General features: G+C 66.7%; 22 protein-coding genes and 1 pseudogene. 16 read left to right on the forward strand and 7 right to left on the reverse strand.

Annotation, left to right across the window (positions count from 1 at the left end; all coding sequences use genetic code 11):
- Positions 1 to 16 precede the first annotated feature (16 nt).
- From ACW9UL_RS13135 to ACW9UL_RS13150, 4 genes are all read left to right on the forward strand, one after another.
- On the forward strand, positions 17 to 931 hold the full coding sequence (locus ACW9UL_RS13135; protein ID WP_021446223.1) for a LysR substrate-binding domain-containing protein: 915 nt from the start codon (positions 17 to 19) through the stop codon (positions 929 to 931).
- A 186-nt stretch (positions 932 to 1,117) separates the two neighbouring features.
- Positions 1,118 to 2,356, forward strand: coding sequence for a multidrug efflux RND transporter periplasmic adaptor subunit MexE (gene mexE / locus ACW9UL_RS13140; protein WP_122107944.1), 1,239 nt, complete (start codon positions 1,118 to 1,120; stop codon positions 2,354 to 2,356).
- A gap of 71 nt (positions 2,357 to 2,427) precedes the next feature.
- Positions 2,428 to 5,610 carry an efflux RND transporter permease subunit gene (locus ACW9UL_RS13145; RefSeq protein WP_021446225.1) on the forward strand — a complete coding sequence of 1,061 codons (3,183 nt, stop codon included), beginning with the start codon at positions 2,428 to 2,430 and terminating at the stop codon, positions 5,608 to 5,610.
- Positions 5,607 to 7,007 carry an efflux transporter outer membrane subunit gene (locus ACW9UL_RS13150; RefSeq protein ID WP_457787286.1) on the forward strand — a complete coding sequence of 467 codons (1,401 nt, stop codon included), beginning with the start codon at positions 5,607 to 5,609 and terminating at the stop codon, positions 7,005 to 7,007. Before ACW9UL_RS13145 ends, ACW9UL_RS13150 begins: the two co-directional genes overlap by 4 nt.
- A 130-nt stretch (positions 7,008 to 7,137) precedes the next feature.
- Here ACW9UL_RS13150 and ACW9UL_RS13155 read toward each other — a convergent pair whose 3' ends face one another.
- The gene (locus tag ACW9UL_RS13155) at positions 7,138 to 7,644 is read right to left on the reverse strand and encodes a DUF1993 domain-containing protein (protein ID WP_457787287.1); all 507 of its coding nucleotides are present in this window, start codon (positions 7,642 to 7,644) and stop codon (positions 7,138 to 7,140) included.
- A gap of 67 nt (positions 7,645 to 7,711) precedes the next feature.
- On the opposite strand from ACW9UL_RS13155, the gene ACW9UL_RS13160 reads away from it, so the two are divergent.
- Positions 7,712 to 8,071 (forward strand): MmcQ/YjbR family DNA-binding protein, encoded by a 360-nt coding sequence (locus ACW9UL_RS13160; protein WP_457787288.1) that lies wholly within the window; start codon positions 7,712 to 7,714, stop codon positions 8,069 to 8,071.
- Here ACW9UL_RS13160 and ACW9UL_RS13165 read toward each other — a convergent pair.
- Both ACW9UL_RS13165 and ACW9UL_RS13170 read right to left on the reverse strand, forming a co-directional pair.
- Positions 8,051 to 8,749: a DUF1294 domain-containing protein gene (locus tag ACW9UL_RS13165; protein ID WP_457787289.1), complete on the reverse strand. Its 699-nt coding sequence runs from the start codon at positions 8,747 to 8,749 to the stop codon at positions 8,051 to 8,053. The genes ACW9UL_RS13160 and ACW9UL_RS13165 overlap by 21 nt on opposite strands.
- On the reverse strand, positions 8,746 to 9,576 hold the full coding sequence (locus ACW9UL_RS13170) for an undecaprenyl-diphosphate phosphatase (protein WP_397498416.1): 831 nt from the start codon (positions 9,574 to 9,576) through the stop codon (positions 8,746 to 8,748). Before ACW9UL_RS13170 ends, ACW9UL_RS13165 begins: the two co-directional genes overlap by 4 nt.
- A 350-nt stretch (positions 9,577 to 9,926) precedes the next feature.
- Between ACW9UL_RS13170 and ACW9UL_RS13175 the strand changes: the two are divergent.
- The 5 genes and pseudogenes from ACW9UL_RS13175 to ACW9UL_RS13195 form a co-directional block, all read left to right on the forward strand.
- Positions 9,927 to 10,613: pseudogene (locus ACW9UL_RS13175) on the forward strand (cache domain-containing protein); the annotation flags it as partial.
- A 123-nt stretch (positions 10,614 to 10,736) separates the two neighbouring features.
- Positions 10,737 to 11,471 (forward strand): methyl-accepting chemotaxis protein, encoded by a 735-nt coding sequence (locus tag ACW9UL_RS13180; protein WP_457790953.1) that lies wholly within the window; start codon positions 10,737 to 10,739, stop codon positions 11,469 to 11,471.
- A 7-nt stretch (positions 11,472 to 11,478) separates the two neighbouring features.
- Positions 11,479 to 12,093 (forward strand): hypothetical protein, encoded by a 615-nt coding sequence (locus tag ACW9UL_RS13185; RefSeq protein WP_457787290.1) that lies wholly within the window; start codon positions 11,479 to 11,481, stop codon positions 12,091 to 12,093.
- A 52-nt stretch (positions 12,094 to 12,145) separates the two neighbouring features.
- Positions 12,146 to 12,715: a nicotinamide riboside transporter PnuC gene (pnuC, locus tag ACW9UL_RS13190; protein WP_457787291.1), complete on the forward strand. Its 570-nt coding sequence runs from the start codon at positions 12,146 to 12,148 to the stop codon at positions 12,713 to 12,715.
- Positions 12,712 to 13,263, forward strand: a complete 552-nt coding sequence (locus tag ACW9UL_RS13195) for an ATP/GTP-binding protein (RefSeq protein WP_457787292.1) — start codon at positions 12,712 to 12,714, stop codon at positions 13,261 to 13,263. Before pnuC ends, ACW9UL_RS13195 begins: the two co-directional genes overlap by 4 nt.
- On the opposite strand, the gene ACW9UL_RS13200 is transcribed toward ACW9UL_RS13195, so the two are convergent.
- A complete protein-coding gene (locus tag ACW9UL_RS13200) occupies positions 13,231 to 13,698 on the reverse strand; it encodes a DUF3429 domain-containing protein (RefSeq protein ID WP_457787293.1) in 468 nt (155 codons plus the stop codon). The two genes, ACW9UL_RS13195 and ACW9UL_RS13200, sit on opposite strands and share 33 nt — an antisense overlap.
- A 71-nt stretch (positions 13,699 to 13,769) precedes the next feature.
- Entirely contained in the window at positions 13,770 to 15,020 is a 1,251-nt protein-coding gene (locus ACW9UL_RS13205) for a sigma-54-dependent transcriptional regulator (RefSeq protein ID WP_457787294.1), read from the reverse strand.
- Positions 15,021 to 15,247: 227 nt separating this feature from the next.
- Between ACW9UL_RS13205 and ACW9UL_RS13210 the strand changes: the two genes are divergently transcribed.
- From ACW9UL_RS13210 to ACW9UL_RS13235, 6 genes are all read left to right on the forward strand, one after another.
- The gene (locus tag ACW9UL_RS13210; RefSeq protein WP_457787295.1) at positions 15,248 to 17,128 is read left to right on the forward strand and encodes a di-heme-cytochrome C peroxidase; all 1,881 of its coding nucleotides are present in this window, start codon (positions 15,248 to 15,250) and stop codon (positions 17,126 to 17,128) included.
- A gap of 23 nt (positions 17,129 to 17,151) precedes the next feature.
- Positions 17,152 to 18,288, forward strand: coding sequence for a catalase family protein (locus tag ACW9UL_RS13215; protein WP_457787296.1), 1,137 nt, complete (start codon positions 17,152 to 17,154; stop codon positions 18,286 to 18,288).
- 250 nt (positions 18,289 to 18,538) lie between these two features.
- Positions 18,539 to 18,808, forward strand: a complete 270-nt coding sequence (locus ACW9UL_RS13220; protein ID WP_021443626.1) for a hypothetical protein — start codon at positions 18,539 to 18,541, stop codon at positions 18,806 to 18,808.
- 126 nt (positions 18,809 to 18,934) lie between these two features.
- A complete protein-coding gene (locus ACW9UL_RS13225) occupies positions 18,935 to 19,954 on the forward strand; it encodes a GlxA family transcriptional regulator (RefSeq protein ID WP_457787297.1) in 1,020 nt (339 codons plus the stop codon).
- Positions 19,947 to 20,180, forward strand: a complete 234-nt coding sequence (locus ACW9UL_RS13230; protein ID WP_457787298.1) for a DUF1272 domain-containing protein — start codon at positions 19,947 to 19,949, stop codon at positions 20,178 to 20,180. Before ACW9UL_RS13225 ends, ACW9UL_RS13230 begins: the two co-directional genes overlap by 8 nt.
- A 53-nt stretch (positions 20,181 to 20,233) precedes the next feature.
- The gene (locus tag ACW9UL_RS13235) at positions 20,234 to 21,406 is read left to right on the forward strand and encodes an MFS transporter (protein WP_457790955.1); all 1,173 of its coding nucleotides are present in this window, start codon (positions 20,234 to 20,236) and stop codon (positions 21,404 to 21,406) included.
- Positions 21,407 to 21,480: 74 nt separating this feature from the next.
- Here ACW9UL_RS13235 and nfuA read toward each other — a convergent pair whose 3' ends face one another.
- A complete protein-coding gene (nfuA, locus tag ACW9UL_RS13240; RefSeq protein ID WP_021443630.1) occupies positions 21,481 to 22,065 on the reverse strand; it encodes a Fe-S biogenesis protein NfuA in 585 nt (194 codons plus the stop codon).
- A 147-nt stretch (positions 22,066 to 22,212) separates the two neighbouring features.
- Positions 22,213 to 24,489 (reverse strand): fatty acid cis/trans isomerase, encoded by a 2,277-nt coding sequence (locus ACW9UL_RS13245; protein ID WP_457787299.1) that lies wholly within the window; start codon positions 24,487 to 24,489, stop codon positions 22,213 to 22,215.
- Positions 24,490 to 24,492: the final 3 nt, after the last annotated feature.

Here is a 24,492-nt window from a genome sequence, read left to right on the forward strand (position 1 = left end):
CTCGGATGGTAACCGGATGAACCGCAACGACCTGCGCCGCCTCGACCTCAACCTGCTGATCGTCTTCGAGACGCTGATGCACGAGCGCAGCGTGACCCGCGCCGCGGAAAAGCTGTTTCTCGGCCAGCCGGCGATCAGCGCCGCCCTCGCCCGCCTGCGCAGCCTGTTCGACGACCCCCTGTTCGTGCGTACCGGGCGCAGCATGGAGCCGACCCCGCGCGCCCAGGAAATCTTCGCCCTGCTCGCCCCGGCACTGGACTCGATCTCCACCGCGGTCAGCCGCGCCGCCGACTTCGACCCGGCCACCAGCAAGGCGGTGTTTCGCGTCGGCCTGTCCGACGACGTCGAATTCGCCCTGCTGCCGGCCCTGCTCCGCCGCCTGCGCGCCGAGGCACCGGGCGTGGTGCTGGTGGTGCGGCGCACCAACTACCTGCTGATGCCGGGCCTGCTGGCCTCCGGCGAAATCTCCGTAGGCGTCGCCTACACCGAGGAGCTGCCGGCCAACGCCAAGCGCAAGGTGCTGCGCCGCAGCAAGGCGCGCCTGCTGCGCGCCGACGCCGTGCCCGGTGCGCTGAGCCTGGACGACTACTGCGCCAGGCCGCATGCGCTGGTGTCGTTCGCCGGCGACCTCACCGGCTTCATCGACGAAGAACTGGAGAGGATCGGCCGCAAGCGCCATGTGGTGCTGGCCGTGCCGCAGTTCAACGGCCTGGGCACCCTGCTCGCCGGCACCGACATAGTCGCCAGCGTGCCGGACTACACCGCCGCAGTGCTCACCGCCGCCGGCGGCCTGCGCGCCGAGGAGCTACCGCTGCAGACCCAGTCCTTCGAACTGCACATGGCCTGGCGCGGTGCCCAGGACAACGACCCGGCCGAACGCTGGCTGCGCTCGCGCATCCAGATGTTCTGCGGCGATCCGGACAGCCTGTAGCCGCCAGGCGAAAAGGCACCGATAACGGGCACCGCAACGCCTTCGCGCACCATCATCGAGCCTCGACGATAGAGCGCTGCCAATCATCATTACCGCTGATATTCAACTTCGCGGCATTCGATTCGTCGTCGGCCAGCCCTCGCAGCAGACTCCGCCCATTCACAAATCCGACTGGCGGAGTCACTCATGGAACAGCCCCATAAGAACATCTGGATTTTTCCCCTGGCGCTCGCCGCCACTCTGGTGCTCAGCGCCTGCGGTCAGGCGCCGGACGCCATGCAGCAGCTGCCGGCGCCCAAGGTCAGTGTGGCCGAGGTGATCGAGCAGCCGATCAACGAGTGGGACGAGTTCACCGGCCGCCTCGAGGCGCCGCAGTCGGTCGAGGTGCGCCCGCGGGTGTCCGGCTATATCGACAAGGTGGCCTTCGCCGAAGGCGGCCTGGTGAAGAAAGGCGACCTGCTGTTTCAGATCGACCCGCGTCCCTTCCAGGCCGAGGTCAAGCGCCTCGAAGCCCAGCTGCAGCAAGCCCGCGCCAACCTGACCCGAGCCAACAGCGAAGCCCGTCGCGGCGAACGTCTGCGCCAGAGCAACGCCATCTCCGCCGAACTGGCCGACGCCCGCGCCAGCGCCGCCGCCGAGGCCCAGGCCGCCGTGGCGGCGATCCAGGCGGAGCTGGACAACGCCCGCCTCAACCTCGATTTCACCCGTATCACCGCGCCTATCGACGGCCGCGTCAGCCGCGCCGAGATCACCGAAGGCAACCTGGTCGGTGCCGGCGATAGCCTGCTGACCTCGGTGGTCTCCACCGACAAGGTCTACGCCTACTTCGACGCCGACGAGCGAGTGTTCCTCAAGTACCTCGAGCTGGCCCGCCAGGCCGGCGGCGACGCCCGCGGCGCTAGCCCGGTGTACCTCGGTCTGTCCAGCGAAGACGGTCATCCGCATCTGGGCCAGCTGGACTTTCTCGATAATCAGGTCAACCCGCGCACCGGCACCATCCGCGGTCGTGCGGTGTTCGACAACGCCGATGGCCGCTTCACCCCGGGCCTCTACGCCCGGCTGAAACTGGTCGGCAGTGCGGCCTACCCCGCCGCGCTGATCAAGGACGAGGCGGTCGGCACCGACCTGGGCAAGAAGTTCGTCCTGGTGCTCGGCGAGGACAACGCCGTGGCCTACCGCGCCATCGAGCTGGGGCCGAAGCTGGAGGGCCTGCGCATCGTCCGCAGCGGCCTGGCCAAGGGCGAGAAGATAGTGGTCAACGGCCTGCAGCGGGCCATGCCTGGCGCCACCGTCGATCCGCAGGCGGTGCCCATGGCCGATCCCGCGACCCTGGCCCAGCTGGCGCAGATGCGCCAGGCCGTGGATGGCACTCAGGCCCCGCGCCTGGCCAGCAAGAGCAACGCCGCCGGTACGCCGCGCAGCTGATAACGCCTTGGTGCGCGCAGCGCTCCCTGCATAGGAGGGCGCATGGCGCACCCGTGCCCGAGGACAGTCCCATGAATTTCTCGCAATTCTTTGTGCTGCGGCCGATCTTCGCCGCGGTGCTGTCGCTGATCATCCTGATCGGCGGCGCCATCTCGCTGTTTCAGTTGCCGATCAGCGAATACCCGGAAGTGGTGCCACCCACCGTGGTGGTGCGCGCCAACTTCCCCGGCGCCAACCCCAAGGTGATCGGCGAGACCGTCGCCTCGCCACTGGAGCAGGCGATCACCGGCGTGGAAGGCATGCTCTACATGTCGTCGCAGTCCACCGCCGACGGCAAGCTGACCCTGACCATCACCTTTGCCCTCGGCACCGACCTGGACAATGCCCAGGTGCAGGTGCAGAACCGCGTGACCCGCACCATGCCGACCCTGCCCACCGAGGTGCAGCGCCTCGGCGTGACCGTCGACAAGGCCTCGCCCGACCTGACCATGGTGGTGCACCTGACCTCGCCGGACGACCGCTACGACATGCTCTACCTGTCCAACTACGCCGCGCTCAACGTCAAGGACGAGCTGGCGCGGCTGGACGGCGTCGGCGACGTGCAGCTGTTCGGCCTGGGCAACTATTCGCTGCGCGTGTGGCTCGACCCGAACAAGGTGGCCTCGCGGGGCCTCACCGCCACCGACGTGGTGAGCGCCATTCGCGAGCAGAACCGCCAGGTGGCGGCCGGCTCGCTCGGCGCGCCGCCTTCGGATGCCGGCAACAGCTTCCAGCTGTCGATCAACACCCAGGGCCGCCTGGTCGACGAGGAGGAGTTCGAGAACATCATCATCCGCGCCGGCGAAGACGGCGAAATCACCCGCCTCAAGGACATCGCCCGCATCGAACTGGGTTCCAGCCAGTACGCCCTGCGCTCGCTGCTCAACAACAAGCCGGCGGTAGCCATCCCGGTGTTCCAGCGCCCCGGTTCCAACGCCATCGAGATCTCCGATGCGGTGCGGGCACGCATGGCCGAGCTCAAGCAGAGTTTCCCCCAGGGCGTGGACTACGAGATCGTCTACGACCCGACCATCTTCGTGCGTGGCTCCATCGAGGCGGTGGTGCACACCCTGCTCGAGGCCATCGTGCTGGTGGTGCTGGTGGTGGTCCTGTTCCTGCAGACCTGGCGCGCCTCGATCATCCCGCTGGCCGCCGTGCCGGTGTCCTTGATCGGGACCTTTGCCGTGATGCACATGTTCGGCTTTTCGCTCAACGCCCTGTCGCTGTTCGGCCTGGTGCTGGCCATCGGCATCGTGGTGGACGACGCCATCGTCGTGGTGGAGAACGTCGAGCGCAATATCGGCCTGGGCAAGACGCCGGTAGAGGCGACCAAACAAGCCATGAAGGAAGTTACCGGGCCCATCGTCGCCACCGCCCTGGTGCTGTGCGCGGTGTTCGTGCCGACCGCCTTCATCTCCGGGCTGTCCGGGCAGTTCTACCAGCAGTTCGCGCTGACCATCGCCATCTCCACGGTGATCTCGGCGTTCAACTCGCTGACCCTGTCGCCGGCGCTGGCCGCCGCCCTGCTGAGGAGCCATGACGCGCCCAAGGACGGCTTCTCGCGCCTGCTCGACAAGCTGTTCGGCGCCTGGCTGTTCACCCCCTTCAACCGCTTCTTCGACCGCGCCAGCCACGGCTACGTCGGCACCGTGCAGCGCGTACTGCGCACCAGCGGCGTGGCCATGTTCCTCTACGCCGGCCTGCTGGGGCTGGGCTACCTGGGTTTTTCGACGACGCCCACGGGCTTCGTGCCGCAGCAGGACAAGCAGTACCTGGTGGCCTTCGCCCAGCTGCCGGACGCCGCCACCCTGGACCGTACCGAGGCGGTGATCAAGCGCATGTCGGAGATCGCCGGCAAGCACCCGGGCGTGGAGAACACCGTGGCCTTCCCCGGTCTGTCGATCAACGGCTTCACCAACAGCCCCAACAGCGGCATCGTGTTCACCCCGCTCAAGCCCTTCGACGAGCGCAGTGATCCGTCGATGTCGGCCAACGCCATCGCCGCCGAGCTGAATGCCCAGTTCGCCGAGATCCAGGACGCCTATATCGCCATCTTCCCGCCGCCGCCCGTGCAGGGCCTCGGCACCATCGGTGGCTTCCGCCTGCAGATCCAGGACCGCGGCAGCCTGGGCTACGAGGAGCTGTACGCGCAGACCCAGAACATCCTGGGCAAGGCGCGCCAGTTGCCCGAGCTCAACCCCATGTCGGTGTTCACCAGCTACCAGGTCAATGTGCCGCAGATCGATGCCAACATCGACCGCGAGAAGGCCAAGACCCACGGCGTGGCCATCAGCGACATCTTCGACACCATGCAGGTGTATCTGGGCTCGCTGTACGCCAACGACTTCAACCGCTTCGGCCGCACCTACCAGGTCAACGTCCAGGCTGACCAGCAGTTCCGCCTGGAGCCGGAGCAGATCGGCCAGCTCAAGGTGCGCAACAACCGCGGGGAAATGGTGCCGCTGTCCACCTTCGTCAAGGTGGAGAACAGCGCCGGCCCCGACCGGGTGATGCACTACAACGGCTTCCTCACCGCCGAGATCAACGGCGCGGCGGCGCCCGGCTACAGCTCCGGCCAGGCCGAGGCGGCGATCGCCAAGCTGCTGAAAGAAGAACTGCCCAACGGCATGACCTTCGAGTGGACCGAGCTGACCTATCAGCAGATCCTCGCCGGCAACAGCGCGATCTTCATCTTCCCGCTCTGCGTGCTGCTGGCCTTCCTGGTGCTGGCCGCCCAGTACGAAAGCTGGAGCCTGCCGCTGGCGGTGATCCTGATCGTGCCGACAGTGCTGTTCTCCGCCATCACCGGGGTGATCCTGGCCGGCGGCGACAACAACATCTTCACCCAGATCGGCCTGATCGTACTGGTGGGCCTGGCGTGCAAGAACGCCATCCTCATCGTCGAGTTCGCCAAGGAAAAACAGGAGGAAGGCCTGGATCGCATCAGTGCGGTGCTGGAAGCCTGCCGCCTGCGTCTGCGGCCGATCCTGATGACCTCGATCGCCTTCATCATGGGCGTGGTACCGCTGGTGCTGTCCTCTGGCGCCGGCGCCGAGATGCGCCATGCCATGGGCGTGGCGGTATTTAGCGGGATGATCGGCGTGACCTTCTTCGGTCTGCTGCTGACCCCGGTGTTCTACGTGCTGATCCGCGCCTTCGTCGAGAAACGCCAGGCGCGCAAGGCCCAAGCCGCTGCCCACGAGGTGCACGCATGAAGCGCGTTGCCAATGCCCTAAAGATCAGCCTGCTGGCCCTGGCGGTCAGCGCCTGCGCGGTCGGCCCGGATTACCGCGCGCCGCAGACCGAACCGGCGCGCCTCGACGCGCTGGAGGCCGGCGACTACGACCGCACCCGTTTCGAGGCCGCCTGGTGGCAGCAGTTCGACGACCCGACGCTGAACCGCCTGGTGCAGCGCTCGCTGGCGGACAACCGCGAGCTGCGCGTGGCCTTCAGCCGCCTGCGCGCGGCGCGGGCGATCCGCGACGATGTCGCCAACGACCGCCTGCCCACTGCCACCAGCCGCGCCAGCGGCGAGTTCGGCAAGGCTCAGCAGCCGCCCACCAGCGAGCAGCGCATCCGTCAGGAACGCTACGACCTGGGCCTGGACATGGCCTGGGAACTCGACCTGTTCGGCCGCATCCAGCGCCAGCTGGAGGCCAGCGAAGCGCAGATCGAGGTGGCCGAGGCCGACTACTACCAGTTGCAGGTCAGCCTGATCGCCGAGCTGGTGGATGCCTACGGCACCCTGCGCGGCGCCCAGCTGCGCGAGCACATCGCCCGCGAGAACCTGAAGAACCAGCAGGACTCGCGGGCCATCACCGAGCAGCTGCGCGACGCCGGCGTCGGCAGCGAGCTGGACGTGCTGCGCGCCGACGCCCGCCTGGCCGCCACCGAGGCCAGCCTGCCGCAGCTGCAGGCCGAACAGGTGCGCGCACAGAACCGCATCGCCACCCTGCTCGGCCAGCGTCCGGAGCAGCTGGAGGTGGACCTGTCGGCCCGGCCGCTGCCGGCCATTGCCAAGGCCCTGCCGATCGGCGATCCGGGCGAGCTGCTGCGCCGCCGTCCCGACGTGCAGGCCGCCGAACGCCAGCTGGCCGCGGCCACGGCGCAGATCGGCGTGGCCACCGCGGATCTGTTCCCGCGGGTCAGCCTGTCCGGTTTCCTCGGTTTTACCGCCGGGCGCGGCTCGCAGCTGGGCTCCTCGGCCGCACGCGCCTGGGGCGTGGCGCCGAGCATCAGCTGGGCGGCGTTCGACCTGGGCAGCGTGCGCGCCCGCCTGCGCGGCGCCGAGGCCGAAGCCGACGGCGCCCTGGCGCAGTACGAGCAGCAGGTGTTGCTGGCCCTGGAGGAATCGGAAAACGCCTTCAGCGACTACGCCAAGCGTCAGCAGCGCCTGCTCTCGCTGCTGCGCCAGGCCGAGGCCAGCCGCGCCGCCGCCGAGCAGGCGGCGATCCGCTACCGCGAAGGCACGGTGGATTTCCTCGTGCTGCTGGACGCCGAACGCGAGCGCCTGGCCGCCGAAGACGCCCAGGCGCTGGCCGAGGTCGAGCTGTACAGCGGCATAGTCGCCATCTACAAGGCGCTCGGCGGCGGCTGGCAACCACAGGCCTGACGCTTTCCTCTCTCCCGACCGGCAACCGCCAGTCGCTCCGGCCCCAGGGTGTTGGCTCCTTACCCTGGGGCTTTTTTTGCCGATGAAGGCATGGTCGTGGGGCGCGCCGCCACTGCAGATACAGGATGCCTCAGGGGTGACCGAGATAATCCATCTTGCCCAGCGGCACGCCGTTATGGCGCAGGATGGCGTAGGCGATGCTGAGGTGGAAATAGAAGTTGGGCAGGACGAAATTGAGCAGATAGTCCTGACCGGTGAAGCGCAGTTCCAGGCCGGGAAAACTCAGGCTGACGGCGCGGCTTTCGCTGCCATCGAGCTGCTGCGGGCTGACGCTGCGCAGAAAGTCGCAGGTCTTGCCGATGCGCGCCTGCAGCTCGGCGAAGCTGCTCTCGGTGTCGGCGAAGCTGGGCACCTCGATCCCCGCCAGGCGCGCCGCACAGCCCTTGACCGCGTCGCTGGCGATCTGCACCTGGCGGGTCAGCGGGTACATGTCCGGCGCCAGGCGGGCGCTCAGCAGCACCTCGGCGGCGATCTTGTGGTCGTGGGCATGCTGCTCGGCCTTGTCGAGAATCGCCGCAAGATTGCCGAGCATGCGCAGGAAAACCGGAATCGAAGCGTGGTACATGGACAGCGACATGGTGCACTCCCGGGTGGGTGGATAGACTTGCCAGCTTAGTCCTCCGCCAACCGCCCTGGAGCCGGAAATGACCTCCGATCAGATCGCCGCCTTCTGTCTGGCCCTGCCCGGCGCCCGCGAGGACCTCAAGTGGGGCCGCAACCGGGTATTTTCGGTGGCCAGCAACAAGATGTTCGCCATCCTCGATTTTCTCGGCGAAGACCTGGCGTTCAAGGTGGACGGCGACCTGTTCCTCGGCTTCGTCGACCGCCCCGGCATCCGCCCGGCCCCGTACCTGGCGCGGGCACACTGGATCAGCATGAGCGGGCGGCAGCCGCCGCTGGGCGAAGCCGAACTGCGGCGGTTGCTCACCCGCTCGCACCAGTTGGTGGTGCGCAAGCTGGCCAAGCGCCTGCAGCCGGGGCTGCTACTGGACGAACAGCGGTAAATGGCGGGCGATATAGGCGCCATCGAGCAGCAGCCAATCGAGCCAGAACGCCTGATGAGCGGCGACGATCAGCCAGAACACCGTCTGGTAGGAAGCCTTGCGCGTCTTGTGGCGCAGGAACTGTTGCGCCAGCAGCGCACCGGGCCAGCCGCCGGCCAGCTCCACCAGGTGCAGGGTGTTTTCCGGGATGCGCCGGCCGCCGCCCTGGGCGCTGCGTTTATCCAGCCAGTACAGCAGCAAGCCGAGCAGACTGGCCGCCAGATACAGCGGCAGCACCCAAGGCAGCCCGGCGCCGAGCAGCTGCAAGGCACCCAGTAGCGGCAGCGCGCAGAGCGCGGCGAACAGCACGAGCTTCAGCCCCGGGTTGCGAACGCCGTTAGTCGCGCCGCGCGCCGCCCGCGCCCCTGCAGGCTGGCGCGGCGCCCTGGGTTGGCGGCGGATCGTCGGCCGGTCCAGACTCGGTGAGCCCGCCAGGCGCATATGCTCGGCCCGCGGCCGGCCGCGGGCATCGCGCCCTTCGACATAGAGCAGGCTGTCGCCGACTTGCGGGCGCCGCTCGCCGCGCATCGCCGAAATATGCGCGAACACCTCGGCACCGCCGCCCTGCGGCTGGATAAAGCCGAAGCCCTTGTCGTCGTTCCAGCTGGCGAGGCGCCCCGCGCGCTCCTTGGCCATCATCCCTGCGCGGTGCTCCAGTCGATCAGTTGCAGTTGCCAGGTGGCTAGGATCAGCAGACCGAAGCCGATGCGGTACCAGGCGAACAGGGCATAGCTGTGGTTGGCGATGAACTTGAGCAATGCCCGCACGGTGAACATCGCCACGATAAAGGTGGTGACGAAGCCGATGGCAAAGGTGGGCAGGTCGCTCAGTTGCAGGATGTCGCGGTACTTGAACAGGGAGTAGACGGTCGCGGCGACCATGGTCGGCATGGCAAGGAAGAAGGAAAACTCGGTGGCCGCCTTGCGTGACAGGCCGAACACCAGTCCACCGATGATGGTGGCGCCGGAGCGGGAAGTGCCGGGAATCAGCGCCAGGCATTGGGCGAAGCCGACCTTGAGGGCTAGGCTCCAGGTCATGTCGTCGACCGTTTCGGCCTTGATCTCGTGCTCGCGCTTCTCTGCCCAGATCATCACGATGCCGCCTACTATCAAGGCAGTGGCCACGGTGATGGGGTTGAACAGCCAGTGCTCGATGAGATCGGCGAAGGCCAGACCGAGGATCACCGCCGGAATGAAGGCCAGCAGCAGGTTGAAGGTGAAGCGTTGCGCCTGCGGCTCGCTCGGCAGCCCGCGCACCACGTCGAAGATCCTCTGGCGAAACTCCCACATCACCGCCAGGATGGCGCCCAACTGGATGATGATCTTGAACGCGGTGGCGGTCTCGCCGTTGAAGTCCAGCAGGTCGCCGACCACGATCAGGTGTCCGGTACTGGAAATCGGCAGGAACTCGGTCAGCCCCTCCACTATGCCCAGAATCAAGGCCTGCATGGCCGCCCAGAAGTCCATCGAATTCCCCCAGAAATCGCGGCGAACGCCGCACAAGTAAATAGGCCGGCACAGTCGAACGCTATGCCGTGCGCTGGGACACGGAGGCGCCCCCAGAGGTTCCCCGCCCCCTCTAGCTCGGTGCAAACTCAGGTTTTGCGCCGAGCGGCCGAAATGCTATCAGACAACTAGAGTAAAGAATGCCTCGTCGTGGCCAGCAGTTCGCGCCGCCCGGCCAGGCCGCTTCGAGCCCGACAACAACAAGAATCAGGAACTCGTCCATGAACAGCTTACGTAGTCTTCCCATCAGCCGGCGCCTGTGGCTGATCCTGGCGCTGGCCATCCTGACCCTGATCCTGCTCGGCGCCTATATGCTGCGCCAGATCAATCTCGACCTCTATGCCGGCAAGGCGGAAAAGACCGAGCACGTGGTGCAGAGCGCCGCCGGCATCCTCAAGCACTTCCACGGCCTGGAAAGCGCCGGCAGCCTGAGCCGCGAGGACGCGCAGAAACAGGCGATGGAGCTGATCCGCGGGCTGCGCTACGCCGGCCAGGAGTACTTCTGGATCAACGACCAGACTCCGGTAATGATCATGCACCCGACCAACCCCAAGCTGGAGGGGCAGAACCTCTCCGGTTTCAAGGATCCGGACGGCAAGGCGCTGTTCAACGAGATGGTGGCCGTCACCCGCAGCCAGGGCGCCGGCCAAGTCGACTACCGCTGGCCCAAGCCGGGCGCCAGCGAGCCGGTGCCGAAGATTTCCTATGTCGAACTGTTCCAGCCCTGGGGCTGGATCATCGGCTCCGGCGTCTATGTCGACGACGTCCAGGCGGTGTTTAAGGAACAGGCCCTGCGCGCCCTGGGCATCGGTCTGCTGATCACCCTGCTGCTCGCCACCCTGGTGTTGCTGATCGCCCGCAGCATCGCCCAGCCGCTGCAGGCGGCGGTTGACGCCATGGCCAATATCGCCAGCGGTGAAGGCGACCTGACGCGCAACCTCGATACCCACGGGCGCGACGAGCTGACCGCCCTGGCCAGCCATTTCAACGCCTTCACCGACAAGCTGCGTGGCGTCATCCGCCAGCTGCTCGACTCGGCCGGCTCGCTGGATCAGGCCGCGCGCTCGCTCGGCGACATTTCCAGCGAGGCGCAGCAGCACAGCCGACAGCAGGCGCAGCAGATGGAGCTGGTGGCCACCGCGGTCAACCAGGTGACCTACGGCGTGCAGGACGTGGCGAAGAACGCCGAGCACGCCTCCAGCGAGGTGCACGCCGCCGAGGAACAGGCCACTCAGGGCCAACAGAACATCGAGGCCAGCCTGCGCCAGATCGGCCAGCTGTCGGCCACCATCGACAAGGCGGTGGCGGTGATCCAGTCGCTGGCCAGCGAAAGCACGCAGATCGGCAGCGTGCTCGAGGTGATCCGCTCGATCGCCGAGCAGACCAACCTGCTCGCACTCAACGCCGCCATCGAGGCGGCGCGGGCCGGCGAACAGGGCCGCGGCTTTGCCGTGGTGGCCGACGAGGTGCGCCTGCTGGCGCAGCGCACGCAGCAGTCGACGGCGGAAATCCAGGGCATGATCGAACGCCTGCAGGGCAACTCCGAGGCGGCGGTCAAGGTCATCCACGAAAGCAGCCGCGCCTCGCAACTGACCGTGGAACAGGCCAGCCAGGCTGGTCAAAGCCTGGTGCAGATCGCACAATCGCTGCGCAACCTGACCGGGCTCAACGCCTCGATCGCCAGCGCCACCCTGGAGCAGTCGCATGTGGTGGAAGACATCAACCAGAACGTCACCCAGACCGCCGGCCTGGCGCACAACACCGCCGAGGCCGCCGAGCAGTCCAACGCCGCCAGCCAGCACCTCAAGCAACTGGCCGACCAGTTGGGCCGCCTGCTGGGGCAGTTCCGCGTGTGAGGCCCGCATGAGCAGCATGGAGCATCAGGAGGTCGACTTCAGTCGGCCGCAGAACCAGGACCTTATCTGGGACCTGGACAGCATGGCTCGCCGAGAGCTGGCCGAGCGCTTCATCAAGCTGTTCGAGAACCGCCTGTGCGTCTATTCCGAGTCGGTGGGCCAGCTGTACACCAATTACAGCCTGCATTTCCCCAGCGACCTCGGGCGCAAGATGGTGGTGCTGCCCAACCCCTACGCCTTCCACGACACCCTGCACGGCATCGACAGCCAGGCCATACGCAAGACCGGTCTGTGCGTGCTGCCGGGCAAGGTGCTGGGCAAGCCCGGCCTGCTGCTCGGCACCCAGCTCAGGGATGGCGGCCCGGCGCCCAAGACCATGGCCTTCAAGCCGGCGCTGGCGCAGATCATCAGCAACCAGAAGAAGGTCGGCGATGTGTTCCTGCCGGTGCTGATGAAGGGCGATCTGCGCGAGTTCGACCAGCAAATGCCCTATATCCACCTGCACCGTCTGCAACTGGCGCGCCTGCCGCGGCTGTCCAGCTTCGAACGCGAGGACATCCAGCAGACCATCACCCGCAAGCTGCTGATGCTCTATCGCCTGGCCGACACCCTGGCGTGCTGAACGCCGGGCGGATCGCTACAATCGCCCCCCCTTTCCCTCTCGAGTAGCTTGGATGTCCTGGCTCGAACTCATCGCCGCCGGTCTCGGCATCGTCGCGGTCTGGCTGACGGTACGACAAAACCCCTGGTGCTGGCCTATCGGCCTGGTCATGGTGCTGCTCTATGCCTGGCTGTTCTTCGACTGGCGGCTGTATTCCAATCTGCTGCTGCAGCTGCTGTTCGCCGGCCTGCAGCTGTACGGCTGGTGGCAATGGACCCGCGGCGGCGAGCATCACGACGGACGCCAGGTCAGCAGCCTCAGTGTTTCCGGCCTGGCCGCCGGACTGAGCGCCGGCGCCGGCGGAGCCCTGCTGCTCGGCTACCTGATGGCCACCCACACCGACGCCAGTTCGCCCTGGCTGGACGCCACGCTCACCGCCTTCAGCCTGATCGCCCAGTTGTGGATGGCGCAGAAGCGTCTGCAGTGCTGGGCGCTGTGGATAGTCGTGGACCTGTGCTATGTCGCCTTCTTCCTGCACAGCGCGCTGTACCTGACCGCCGGCCTGTACGCCGCCTTCACCGCGCTGGCTGTCAGCGGCTGGCTGAGCTGGCGTCACGCCCCGGCGCTGCGAGCCAGCGCATGAAGGTACTGGTGTTGACCGGCCCTGAATCCAGCGGCAAGAGCTGGTTGGCGACCGAGATCCAGGCACGCTTCGGCGGCCTGGTGGTGGGCGAGTACGTGCGCCATTTCATCGAGCGGGAGCGGCGCGACACCTGTTACGCCGATATCCCGGCCATCGCCCGCGGCCAACTGGCCTGGGAGGATGCCGCGCGGGCCGAACGCCCGGCGCTGCTGATCCTCGACACCCACCTGCTGAGCAACCTGCTGTGGAGCCGCTGCCTGTTCGGCGACTGCCCGCCGTGGCTGGAACACGAACTGCGCGCGCGCCGCTACGACCTGCACCTGCTGCTCGACCCGCAGGGCGTGCCCTGGGTCGACGACGGCCAACGCTGCCAGCCGCAGCTGGACGAGCGCCTGGCCTTCCAGCGCGCCTGCCGGCAGTGGCTGGTGGACAACCGCCAGCCATTCTGCGAGCTGTCCGGCGATTGGCCGCAACGCCGCCAGGCCGCGTTGGAACGGGTCGAGGCGCTGCTGGACTCAGCGGATCAGCACGCTGGCCCAGGCCAGTAGCAGGCTGGCGCAGACCACCAGGGTCAACGGCGTGCGCAGCGCCGGATACCACTGCGGCGCCAGCCCCACCTTGACCGCGTGCAGGTCGGCCAGATAGAGGCCGATAAAGGCCAAGAGGAAGATCGGCAGCGCCAGGGCCATGGGCAGACCGCTGGCCAGCGCGGCCCAGCCGAGCAAAGGCGGAATCACCGACAGGCCCAGTTGCAGCTGGGCATTCTCGTTGGTCTCCTCCGCGCGCATGGCCAGGCCCCAGTGGATCGCGCCCATAAAGGCGAGGATCACCGCGGCAAAATCCAGCAGCGCCGCCAGCACGAAGGGCCGCCAGCCCAGCGGGATCACCCAGATCCCCAAGGCCCCGCTGACGAAGGGCACCAGCCCGGCATAGCCCAGCAGCATGGCCAGTTGCGGCGGTTTCTCGGCGTCGAACGGGTGCATGGCGATCTCCTTGGCAAGATGGTGCGCCGTGCACCTTAGCAGTGTTTCGCCAGCGATACAGCCGCGGCGGGTCAGCGCAGGCGGTGCTTGTGCAGCAACCGATAGAAAGTCGGGCGGGAAATACCCAGGCTGCGCGCCGCCTGGCTCATATTGTTGGCGTAGCGTGCCAGCACGTCGTTGAGCGCCTGGCGCTCGGCGCGCAGGATGTAGTCGGCCAGGGTGGCGACCGCCGCGCTCTGCTCCTGCCCCGGCTCCAGGCCGAGATCGCGGGCGAGAATCTGCCGCCCCTGCGCCAGCACCAGGGCGCGCACCACCCGATTGCACAGCTCGCGCACGTTGCCCGGCCACAGGTGCTCGGCCATGGCGTCGATCGCCTCGTCGCTGAACCGCCGATGGCGCCGACCGATGACCGCGCCATAGACCTTGGCGAAATACTCGGCCAGCAGCAGCAGGTCGCCGCGGTGCTCGCGCAGCGGCGTGGTCTGCAGCTGCTGGCTGGCCAGCAGGCGGTACAGGTCGTCGCGCAAGCGGCCCTGGCGCACCGCCTCCTCCAGCTCGCCGCGGCTGATGGTCAGCAGGTGCAGGCCCGGATGCGCCTGCAGATGCTGCAGCAAGCGGCGCTGCCCGGTGCCGTCGAGCGCATCGACGCCCTCCAGCACCAGGGTGCCGCCCGCCGCTGCAGCCAGGGCGCCTCCTTCGCCGAACAAACGGGCCTCGAGCTGTGCGGCGGGCGGCGCGGCACAGTCGAAACGCAGATAGAGCTTGCCGGCGCGCGCCGAGCGCTCGTGCAGCAGGCGCGCCAGCAGGGCCTTGCCGCTGCCGCGTTCGCCAGTGAGCAACAGCGGCGCCTCCAGCCCGGCGCAGCGCTCGATTTGTTTGCGCAGTGCGCGGGTCTGGCTGCTGTTGCCGAGAAACTGACGGGGGTGGCGCTCGCCCTGCAGGCTGCGCAGGCGCGTGGTGGCCTGCGCCTGCGCCAGCGACTCGAGCAGCACCTCGGCCTCGCACGGCAGCGCATGGGCGGCGAAGAACCATTCGCCGATCAGCTCGGCGACCTCGCTCCGCGCCAGGCTCGGCCCATCGAGCAAGGCGACGCAACTGGCGGCGCTGCGCCGCAACAGCGCAAGCAGTCCCTGCGGCTGTAGCAGCAGCGCCTCGCCCAGGCGGATCAGCACGACATCGCCGTGCAGGCTGTCGCACTCGTCCAGGCGACAGCCGCGCAGTGCCCAGCCGGCGGCCTGCACACGTGGCAGCAGGCGTTCGCACTCGTCACAGGGGTCGATCACCAGTAACTGGCGGGATGCGACGGATACAGCCTCCAACATATCCCATCCTTGGCGCCATTATTTTGTAATCCCAATAAAAACAATGATTTGGCGCACATAGATGTAACGCTAGCAAGAACTTTGACGCCGCTTGGAACATTTCTCTATATCACTTGTTCTGGCTGGTTATGGCGAACTTCTCTTAGCCATCAAGATGGCAACTTGCCAAGCGCCTGCGGTATTGGCATAACAAGCCCATTAATAAGAACGCCACAAGGAAGTCTCTGATGCGTCTGCTCCGTCGTACCCTGAAACTCATCCTGTTGCTGGCGCTGATCGGCCTGGCGGTGGTGCTTTACTACATCGCCAACCCCAACCTGCCGACCTTCGAACAACCCAGCCAGCTGCATTACCTCGAGCAATGGAGCGACGAGGAACGTCAGACCTACTACTACACACCCCAGGGCACCACGGTAAAAGGCCTGCGCTACGCCTGGTTCAACGCCCTGGAAATGCCCTTCGGCAGCGCCAAGTTCGCCCGCCCCGAATACCTCGCCCGCTTCGGTTTTCTCACCGACCCGAACCAGCGCGCCACGCCCCTCAACCCCGGCAACCTGCCGGTGGGTTTCGCCCGCCACCAGGACGACGAAAGCGGCGAGCACTTCCTCGACATCAGCTGCGCCGCCTGCCACACCGGCGAGCTGCGTTACCAGGGCCAGGCGGTGCGCATCGACGGCGGCGCCGCCCTGCACTCGCTGGCCTCCACCGTGCCGACCCTGCGCGGCGGCGGCTTCGGCCAGGCCCTGGGCATGAGCATGGCCTTCACCTACTACAACCCGCTGAAGTTCCGCCGCTTCGCCCGCGAAGTGCTCGGCGAGCAGTACCCGCAGGGGCGTGACGAACTGCGCAAGGACTTCAAGCAGGTGCTCGATCGCCTGCTGGCCACGGCGAAGAACGACTGGCACCGCGGCCTGTATCCCACCGAGGAAGGCTTCGGCCGCACCGATGCCTTCGGTCGCATTGCCAATACCGTGTTCGGTGACGCTCTCGACGAGGCCAACTACCGCATCGCCAATGCCCCGGTGAGCTACCCGCAGCTGTGGGACATCTGGAAGTTCGACTGGGTGCAGTGGAACGGCTCGGCGATGCAGCCTATGGCGCGCAACGTCGGCGAGGCGCTGGGCGTCGGCGCCAGCCTGCACCTGCTCGACGAGCAAGGACGCGGCGTCGCCGAGGCCGAGCGCTATGCCTCCAGCGTGCGCCTGCACGACCTGCATACCCTGGAAGAAACCCTGAAGAAACTGCAGCCACCGAAGTGGCCGCAGGCCGTCTTCGGCCAGCTCGACCTGCCGCTGGCCAGTCGCGGCAAGGCGCTGTACACGGAAAACTGCGCCTACTGCCACGCCCCCGATCCGAAGCCGCGCGACCAGCGCCTGGCGCCGGCGCGCGACCCGGAATGGAAGATGCGCATCGTGCCGACTGCCATCGTCGGCACCGACCCGACCACCGCCGACAACATCGCCGACCACCGCTTCGACATCAGCCGCCTGGGCTGGACCAAGGCGGAGCTGTCGCGGCTGGACGTCCAGCTGTTCGGCGCCAGCCTCGACGAGGTCGACTTCAAACGCATCTCCAGCGCCAAGGGCCTGGCCTATATCACCGCCTACGTGGAAAACCGCGCCTATCAGGACGCCGGTATCTCCCCGCGCCAGCGCTGGCGCATGGACGGCTATGGGCTGTCCATCGGCGTGCAGGAGAAGCGCGGCTACAAGGCCCGTCCGCTGGACGGCATCTGGGCCACCCCGCCCTTCCTGCACAACGGCTCGGTGGCCAACCTGTTCGAGCTGCTGTCGCCGGTGTACGAACGGCAGACGCAGTTCTGGGTCGGCAACTTCGAGTTCGACCCGGTGCGCGTCGGCTACCGCAGCGAACCTTTCCCCGGCGGTTTCCTGTTCGACACCCGCATCACCGGCAACGGCAACGGCGGCCACGAGTTCCGCGACGGCTGCCGCCAGCAGGGCGTGATCGGTCGCGCCCTGGCGCCGGAGGAACGCCTGGCGCTGATCGAGTACCTCAAGGTGCTCGGCAACGCCGAACTGGAAAGCCAGCTCAGCAACGTGCCGGCCAAGGCCTGGACACCGGGGCCCGAGTGCGCGGGCCTGAACTGAACCCGACTGAAGGAAGACATCCGATGCTCGAAACGCTCTGGCTGTGGTTCTGCCGTCTGTTCGGCCGGCTGCTGGCCCTGCTGCTCATCCTCGCCGGCCTCGCCTGGGCGCTGGGTGAACTCTATTACGCCTGGAAATTCTCCGGCCCGGTCTCCAGCGAAGAACAGATTCCGCCGGGCGAAGCGGCGCTGACCCGACTGATCATCGAAGACGCCGTGCGCATCGTCGAACAGCACCGCGACAACACCCGTGTGCTGCGCGATGCCCACGCCAAGGCACATGGCTGCGTCAAGGCCGAAGTGCAGGTGTTGGAAGATCTGGACGAGAGCTTACGTCATGGCGTATTCAGCGAGCCGGGGCACACTTGGCAAGCCTGGATGCGCCTGTCCAACGGCAACGCCTACCCGCAGTTCGACCGCGCCCGCGATGCCCGCGGCATGGCCATCAAGCTGCTCGAGGTACCAGGCGAGAAGCTGATGAAAAGCCCCGCGCATGCCGGCGAACAGGACTTCGTGATGTTCAACCATCCGGTGTTCTTCGTGCGCGACGTGGCCGAATACCGCAGCAACTTCGCCGCCCAGGCCGACGGCAAGAAGGTGCTGGCCTTCCTGCCCAGCTGGGATCCGCGCAGCTGGGAAATCCGCCACCTGATCATCGCCCTGAAAACCCTGGCGCCGGCGCCGGAAAGCCCGGTGGCGACCACCTACAACTCCATCGCGCCGTTCAAGCTCGGCCCGCACAACATCAAGTACCGGGTGGTGCCGGCGCCACAGCACTGTCCACCCTACCAACTGCCGGAGCAGAACAGCGCCCTGCCCAACTTCCTGCGCAACGCGCTGTACCAACAACTGTCGCTGGATCGCGCGCCGGCCTGCTTCGAACTGCAGGTGCAAAGGCAGAATCCGCAGTACTACATGCCCATCGAAGACACTAGCGTCGAGTGGGACGAAAAGATCGCGCCGTTCGAAAGCGTGGCACGTATCAGCGTGCCGGCCCAGGACTTCGATAGTCGCGAACAGAATCTGTTCTGCGACAATTTGTCCTTCAATCCCTGGCATGCCCTGCCGGAACATCGGCCGATTGGCGGTATCAACCGTTTGCGCCAGGCGGTATATGAGGCGGTGAGCGCTTATCGCCATCAACGCAATGCTGCGCCCTGAGCCACAGGGCGCGCGGTTCCGGGCCTGCAGCCGGTAGAGCGAAACAGGAAAAAGGAACTTTCGCGGCAGAAAGTTGTAAAGGGCGGGACGTTAAAACTTCTTTACCGGACACTTTTGCGAACTGCGTTAAAACTTTTTTCGGTACCGTGTGACTTATAGGTCGACTGCGTTCATCAACAGCTTTGACAGGCCAACTCAATAAACCGCTGGCCGCCATTATTGCTGGGATCAACTCGGAGATACCGACCCCATGAACACCCCGCTGCGTTTTAACGAAGCCCTGCTGATTGCCGATCGCGCCTTCCGCCCGTTCCAGTGCGTGGCCTGGGCTCAGCAGGACGGCACCGGCGTCGTCAGCATCAGCGTCATCGACCGCACCAGCACCCGCCTGCTCGGTCGCACCCAGCTGTCCAGCGCCACCTACAGCGACCCGCAACAACTGGCCGATGCCCTGCAGCGCTCCCGCGAGGAACTGCGTCGCCAAGGCTTCGACCTGGCGCCCTGGAGCATGCCGGAGTAAGCCCGTTCGGGGCGCCGCCCGGCGCCCCCTGAGTTTTGCTACCCCTTGGCAATATCTGTGGGCTTATTGTCCTTGTTGCCATGATCCTGCCGGCGCAGACTGCCTCCAATTCCCAAGGAGGCCCTCATGGATGCGCTCAGAACCATCGCCTGCCTGATCTACCCCGACGTCATGAGCCTGGACGTCAGCGGGCCGTTGCAGGTATTCGCCTCGGCCAACGTCGAACGCCAGCGCCAGGGCCTACCGCCCTGCTACCGCATTCGCCTGCTGGCCGACGAGGCCGGCCCGGTGAGCACCTCCGCCGGTTTCCAGCTGGTGGCCGACGGCAGTTGGCGCCAGCTCGACGGCGCAACCCTGGATACCCTGCTGGTTCCCGGCGGTCTGGGCGAAAGCCGGCAATGCGCCAATGCGCCGCTGCTGGCTTGGCTGCGCGAGAACGAGCCGCGCGTGCGCCGGCTCGGTTCGGTTTGCTCTGGCGCACTGATCCTCGCCGCCGCCGGTCTGCTCGACGGGCGCCGCGCCACCACCCACTGGGCCGACGTGGAGACCCTGCGTCAGGGCTATCCAGAGGTGGAGGTGCTGGGCGACTGCCTGCACACCTATGACCCGCACGACCTGGGCGGTGCCGCGCACCTCTTCACCTCCGCCGGGGTCACCGCCGGTATCGACCTGGCCCTGGCGCTGGTGGAGGCCGATCTGGGGCGGGCCATGGCCCTGGCGGTCGCTCGCCGCCTGGTGATGTTCCTGCGCCGGCCCGGAGGACAAGCACAGTTCAGCGCCCTGCTCAGCCCGGAGCCAAGCCGCGTGCCGCGCCTGGCGACCCTGCTCGAATGGATCCCCGCCCACCTCGGCGACGACCTGTCGCTCGAGGCGCTCGCCACCCAGGCACGCATGACCCCGCGCACCCTGTCGCGGGTGTTCAGTCAGGAACTGGGCATGGGGCCGGGCCGCTACGTCGAGCGCGTCCGCCTGGAGGCCGCACGCAACCTGCTGCAGGACGCTCAGGCCTCGATCGCCACGGTGGCGCGCCTGACCGGCTTCGGTCATGCCGAGAACCTGCGGCGCAGCTTTCACAAACACCTGGCCGTCAGTCCGCAGGACTACCTGCAGCGCTTCGGCCAGCGCCAGGAGAACGCCCATGCTTGAACTGCGCCCCAACTGCGAATGCTGTGACCGCGACCTGCCGGCCGACAGCCTGGACGCACTGATCTGCTCCTTCGAGTGCACCTTCTGCAGTGCCTGCAATGAGCGGGTTCTGCAAGGCAGCTGCCCGAACTGTGGCGGCGAACTGGTCAGGCGACCGATCCGTCCAGCCGAAAAGCTGGAGCGTTTCCCGGCCTCCTGTCAGCGCGTGCTCAAGTCCGCCGACTGAGACTAGAAGCAAGATACCTCGAGACCCTAGCTGTTATCTGGAGCCAGCTGATGCTGCTGATACGTAACCCTTCGATCCGCATACTGTTTGCCGGCCAGGCACTGTATTGGTCCTGCTCGATGATCGGGATCACCCTGACCGCGCTGGTGGGGCTGCAACTGGCCCCCTTGAATGCCCTGGCGACCCTGCCACTGGGCTTGTGGATGCTGGGCAACTTGTTCGCCGTACAACCCTTGTCGCTGTTTATGCAGCGCCATGGTCGTCGCCCCGGCTTGCTGCTCGGCGCCGGTGCCGGCGTGGTGGGCGGTTTGCTCAGTGCACTGGGCGTCTGGCTGGCCGATTTCGCCCTGTTCTGCCTGGGTGCACTGCCCATTGGCGTCTATCAAGCGTCGGCGATGTACTACCGCTTTGCCGCGTTGGAGGCCGCCGAAGAGGCGCACAAGGGCCGCGCCAGTGCCTATGTGATTGGCGGCGGCGTACTGGCGGCCGTGCTGGTACCGAGTATGACGCTGTGGGCGCGCTCCGCCCTGAGCACGCCTTTTGTCGGTGCCTACCTGCTGATCGCGATCCTGGCAGCGCTCGCTGCGTTGCTGATGATGAAGCTACCGGAGGGCACTGCACCGCGCCGGGCCAAGGCTGGCCTCGGTGAGCTGAGACTGCTGCTGCGCCGCCCGGTGGTACGCGCGGCGATCGCCACCACGGCGATTGGCAATGGGCTGATGGTCTTGGTGATGAATGCCACGCCCTTGGCCATGAACCTTTGCGGATTTGGCCTGGCCAGCAGCGCCCAGGTGATTCAGTGGCACATGCTCGGCATGTTCCTCCCGGCATTTCTGGCGGGCCCCTTGGTGGATCGCCTCGGCAGCCGGCGGGTAGCCGTGCTGGGCGGGGTGATACTGCTGGCAAGTGCCGCCATAGCCTTGGCCGGCCTGCAGCAGTTGCACTTTCTGCTCAGCTCGCTGCTGCTCGGGCTGGGCTGGAACCTGATGCTGGTCGCCGGCACTACCCTGCTGGCCGAAGGCCACAGCGACACGGAACGTGGCCAGGCCCAGGGCTTGATGGAATTGCTCAACGGCCTGATGGCGGCCTGTGCCGCGTTCACCGCCGGCGCGCTGATCAGTGGCCTTGGCTGGGACGCGATCAACCTGATTATCCTGCCCCTGGTAGGCCTGGCCATGCTGATGTTGCTGCCGGCCAGGTGTGGCCTGCGGGAGGCCGCCGGCTAAGCCGATGCACCCAGCCAGGAAGCAAAAAGGCGACCCATGGGGTCGCCTTTTCATTTGACTCGCAACTCGGTGCCTCAGTAGTAGGCGTTTTCCCGGTTGCTGTGGTCGGTCACGTCGCGCACGCCCTTGAGTTCGGGAATGCGCTCGAGCAGAGTTTTCTCGATGCCTTCCTTGAGGGTGTAGTCGGCCTGACCGCAGCCCTGGCAGCCGCCGCCGAACTGCAGCACGGCGATGCCTTCGTCGACCACGTCGACCAGGGTCACCTGGCCGCCATGGCTGGCCAGGCCGGGGTTGATCTCGGTCTGCAGGTAATAGTTGATACGCTCGTTGAGCGGACTGTCCTCGTTGACCATCGGCACCTTGGCGTTCGGCGCCTTGATGGTCAGCTGGCCGCCCATGCGGTCGGTGGCGTAGTCGACCACGGCGTCTTCGAGGAAGGGCTCGCTGACCGCGTCGATCCAGGCGGTGAAGCTGGCCAGGCCGACGGCGGTGTCTTCAGGTTTCTGCTCACCCGGCTTGCAGTAGGCGATGCAGGTTTCCGCATAGGACGTGCCCGGCTGGGTGATGAACACGCGGATGCCGATGCCCGGCGTGTCCTGCTTGCTCAGCAACTCGGCCAGGTAGTCTTCGGCGGCTTGGGTAATGGTGATGGCGCTCATGGCAACTCCTCGCAAACATGGGCGCAGTGTACGCCAGTGCGTTGCGCGGTTAAAGCCCAAGCAAATTAGTAGGAATTAATTGCAGCTATGGCGACCGCCGGGATTGGTTGGTCGCCACAGGTGGGTGCCGAGCTGACGAAGCCCAAGCTACAGGTTCTGGTAGCGGTTCATGTCCAGCACGCCGGCCTCCAGCGGCTGGGTCTCGCGGATATGCTCGGCCAGGTCGTGGAAATAGCGCCAGAACTCGGGGTGGCTGCGGCGAATGCCCCAGCGTTCGACGATGCGCTCGAAGGCCTTGGCATCGGCGGCGCGCTCCATCTGCGCAACGAACGCGTCCATCTCCTCGGCCTTGAGGCTGAACAGGAAGTTCGGGTAGCTGCTCAGCACCTCCGGGTAGATGGTCAGACTGTCCAGGCGCGGCTGGTAACGCAGCTCTTCGCCGAGCATGAAGGCCACGTTGCTGTGCGCACGGTTGCGCAGCAGGCTGTAGACCTCGCGCGAGCCGTCGCTCAGCTCGACCCGCAACAGGGTCGCCTCCGGCAGCTGCTCGATCACCCGCAGGCCGCCGGCCGGGCGACTGGCCAGGCGCGCCAGCGCCTGCTCGGCGTGCTGCAGCTCCGCCGCCAGCCCCTCGCGGTAGCAGCGTGCGCCGGTGCAGCGGTTGATCGGGTCGGGCCGGGCATTGAGCTTGGCCAGGCGCTGCAGCAGTTGCTCGGCGAACTGGCGCTTGGGATCGCCGCCGTCCAGCGCCAGCGCGCTGGGCGTGCGATGGTCGACCGCGGTGTAATCCAGCCACATCTTCAGCTTGCCGCTGTTCTGGTACCAGTCGTCCAGGTAGCCCTTGCGCGCCTGGGCCGGCAGCAGGCGGAGGAAGTTGACCTCGGCGCCGTTGCGGATCAGATCGAAGTACAGGCGGGTCTGCGCCTGGTGCGAGACGTTGCCGAACACGTCGAAGTTGACCACCAACTGGTAGTAGGTGCGCTCCAGCAGCGGGTAGTCCATCCACCAGAGGGTCTGCGGGATCTCGCCGAGCAGCCCCTTGCGCACCGAGGCGCTGTCGTGCTGACGGAAGATCGACAGCAGCGCGTTGTCGTTGCCGCGCCAGATATGCGCCCAGTCGGCCGGCGGCGCGTCGGCGTAGGCGTCCTTGCGCAGGTTCTCGTAGTGGTTGCGCTTGTCCCGGTAATTGCGCCACAGCCCGGGCAGGTCGCCGATCTCGTCGAACTGCCCGGGCATCGCCAGCAGCGGCGTGGCCTGGGCACGATAGTCGGCATCGGTGATATAGAGGTCGTGCTGCGGGTCCTGGAACAGTGTCCAGAAGTTGTCGCGGATCACGTCGGTGGCGATCTGTCCGCGGCACACCGGGCCGCGAATAAAGGTGCGCACGAAGTACTCGGCGTTATCCAGCATGAACTGGTAGCGCGCCCGCGGCGGGATCGCGGCGAAGGTCTCGAAGGGGTTGGCGCGGCGCTGCGCGCCGTAGCCGGGCACCGCGTCCAGCGGCCAGTCCTCGGCGAAGAACAGTTCCTTGACCCGCGCCAGCTTGGCGCTGCTCAGCGGATAGGTGATGTGGGTCTTGTGCACGATGACGCCCTGGATCGGCCACAGGCGATAGTGGAACGCGGTGCCCGGGTCGTCGTTGGGGCGGCGCGTGGCAATCGGATCGATGGCCTGGCCGCTGGGCGTGCGCGAACGCACCAGCTGGAAGAAATGCCCCGGCTCGCCGCCGTCGACATGCAGATGGGCGAGAAACAGGTGCTCGTAGAGCCAGCGCGACACCAGGTTCTGCCGCGCGCCGGGGGCGTTGAGGAAGGCCTCCCACTCGGCGATCTGCCGACGCTCGGTAGCGTTGGGGTACAGGGCCTGCTCGGTGACCGGCGCACCCTGCTCCAGCCATTGCTGCAGGGTGGCGTACTCGGCGTCGCTCAGGCCGGCGACGGCGAAGGGCATGCCGCCGTGAGCATTTTTCTTGGCATAGGCGGCGAACTCGCCGGGCAGCGGGCAGCTGTTGCTGCGGTTGATGGAGATGTCCAGGGCCTCCGGCAGCTTGGCGTTCGCCTCCAGCGGTTGGCTGCGCCCCAGTTCCAGCATGCGTTTGAGCAATGCGGCCTGGCCGTTCCCGTCGCCGAGCACCGAGTGGAAATCGCGCTGGCGCCAGGCGGTCTCGCCCTGGGCATCCAGGTACAGGCGCGAAGTGGCTTGCGCCTTGGTCCGCGTGCCATCGTACACCGGCTGCTTGCTGGCGCCGCGCATCAGCCCTTCGCCGCTGCCCAGGTTGAGTTGGCAGGGCGCGTCGTAACAGGCGTGGCAGGCCACGCACTTGTGGGTGAGGATGGGCTGGACGTCGTTCGCGTAGGAAATCGGCTCGGCCCGCGCCAGACCGGCTGCGAAGGAAAGAACAAACAGGGCAGCGGGCTTGAGCATGGC

The sequence above is a fragment of the Pseudomonas sp. PL-6 genome (genome assembly GCF_054110165.1).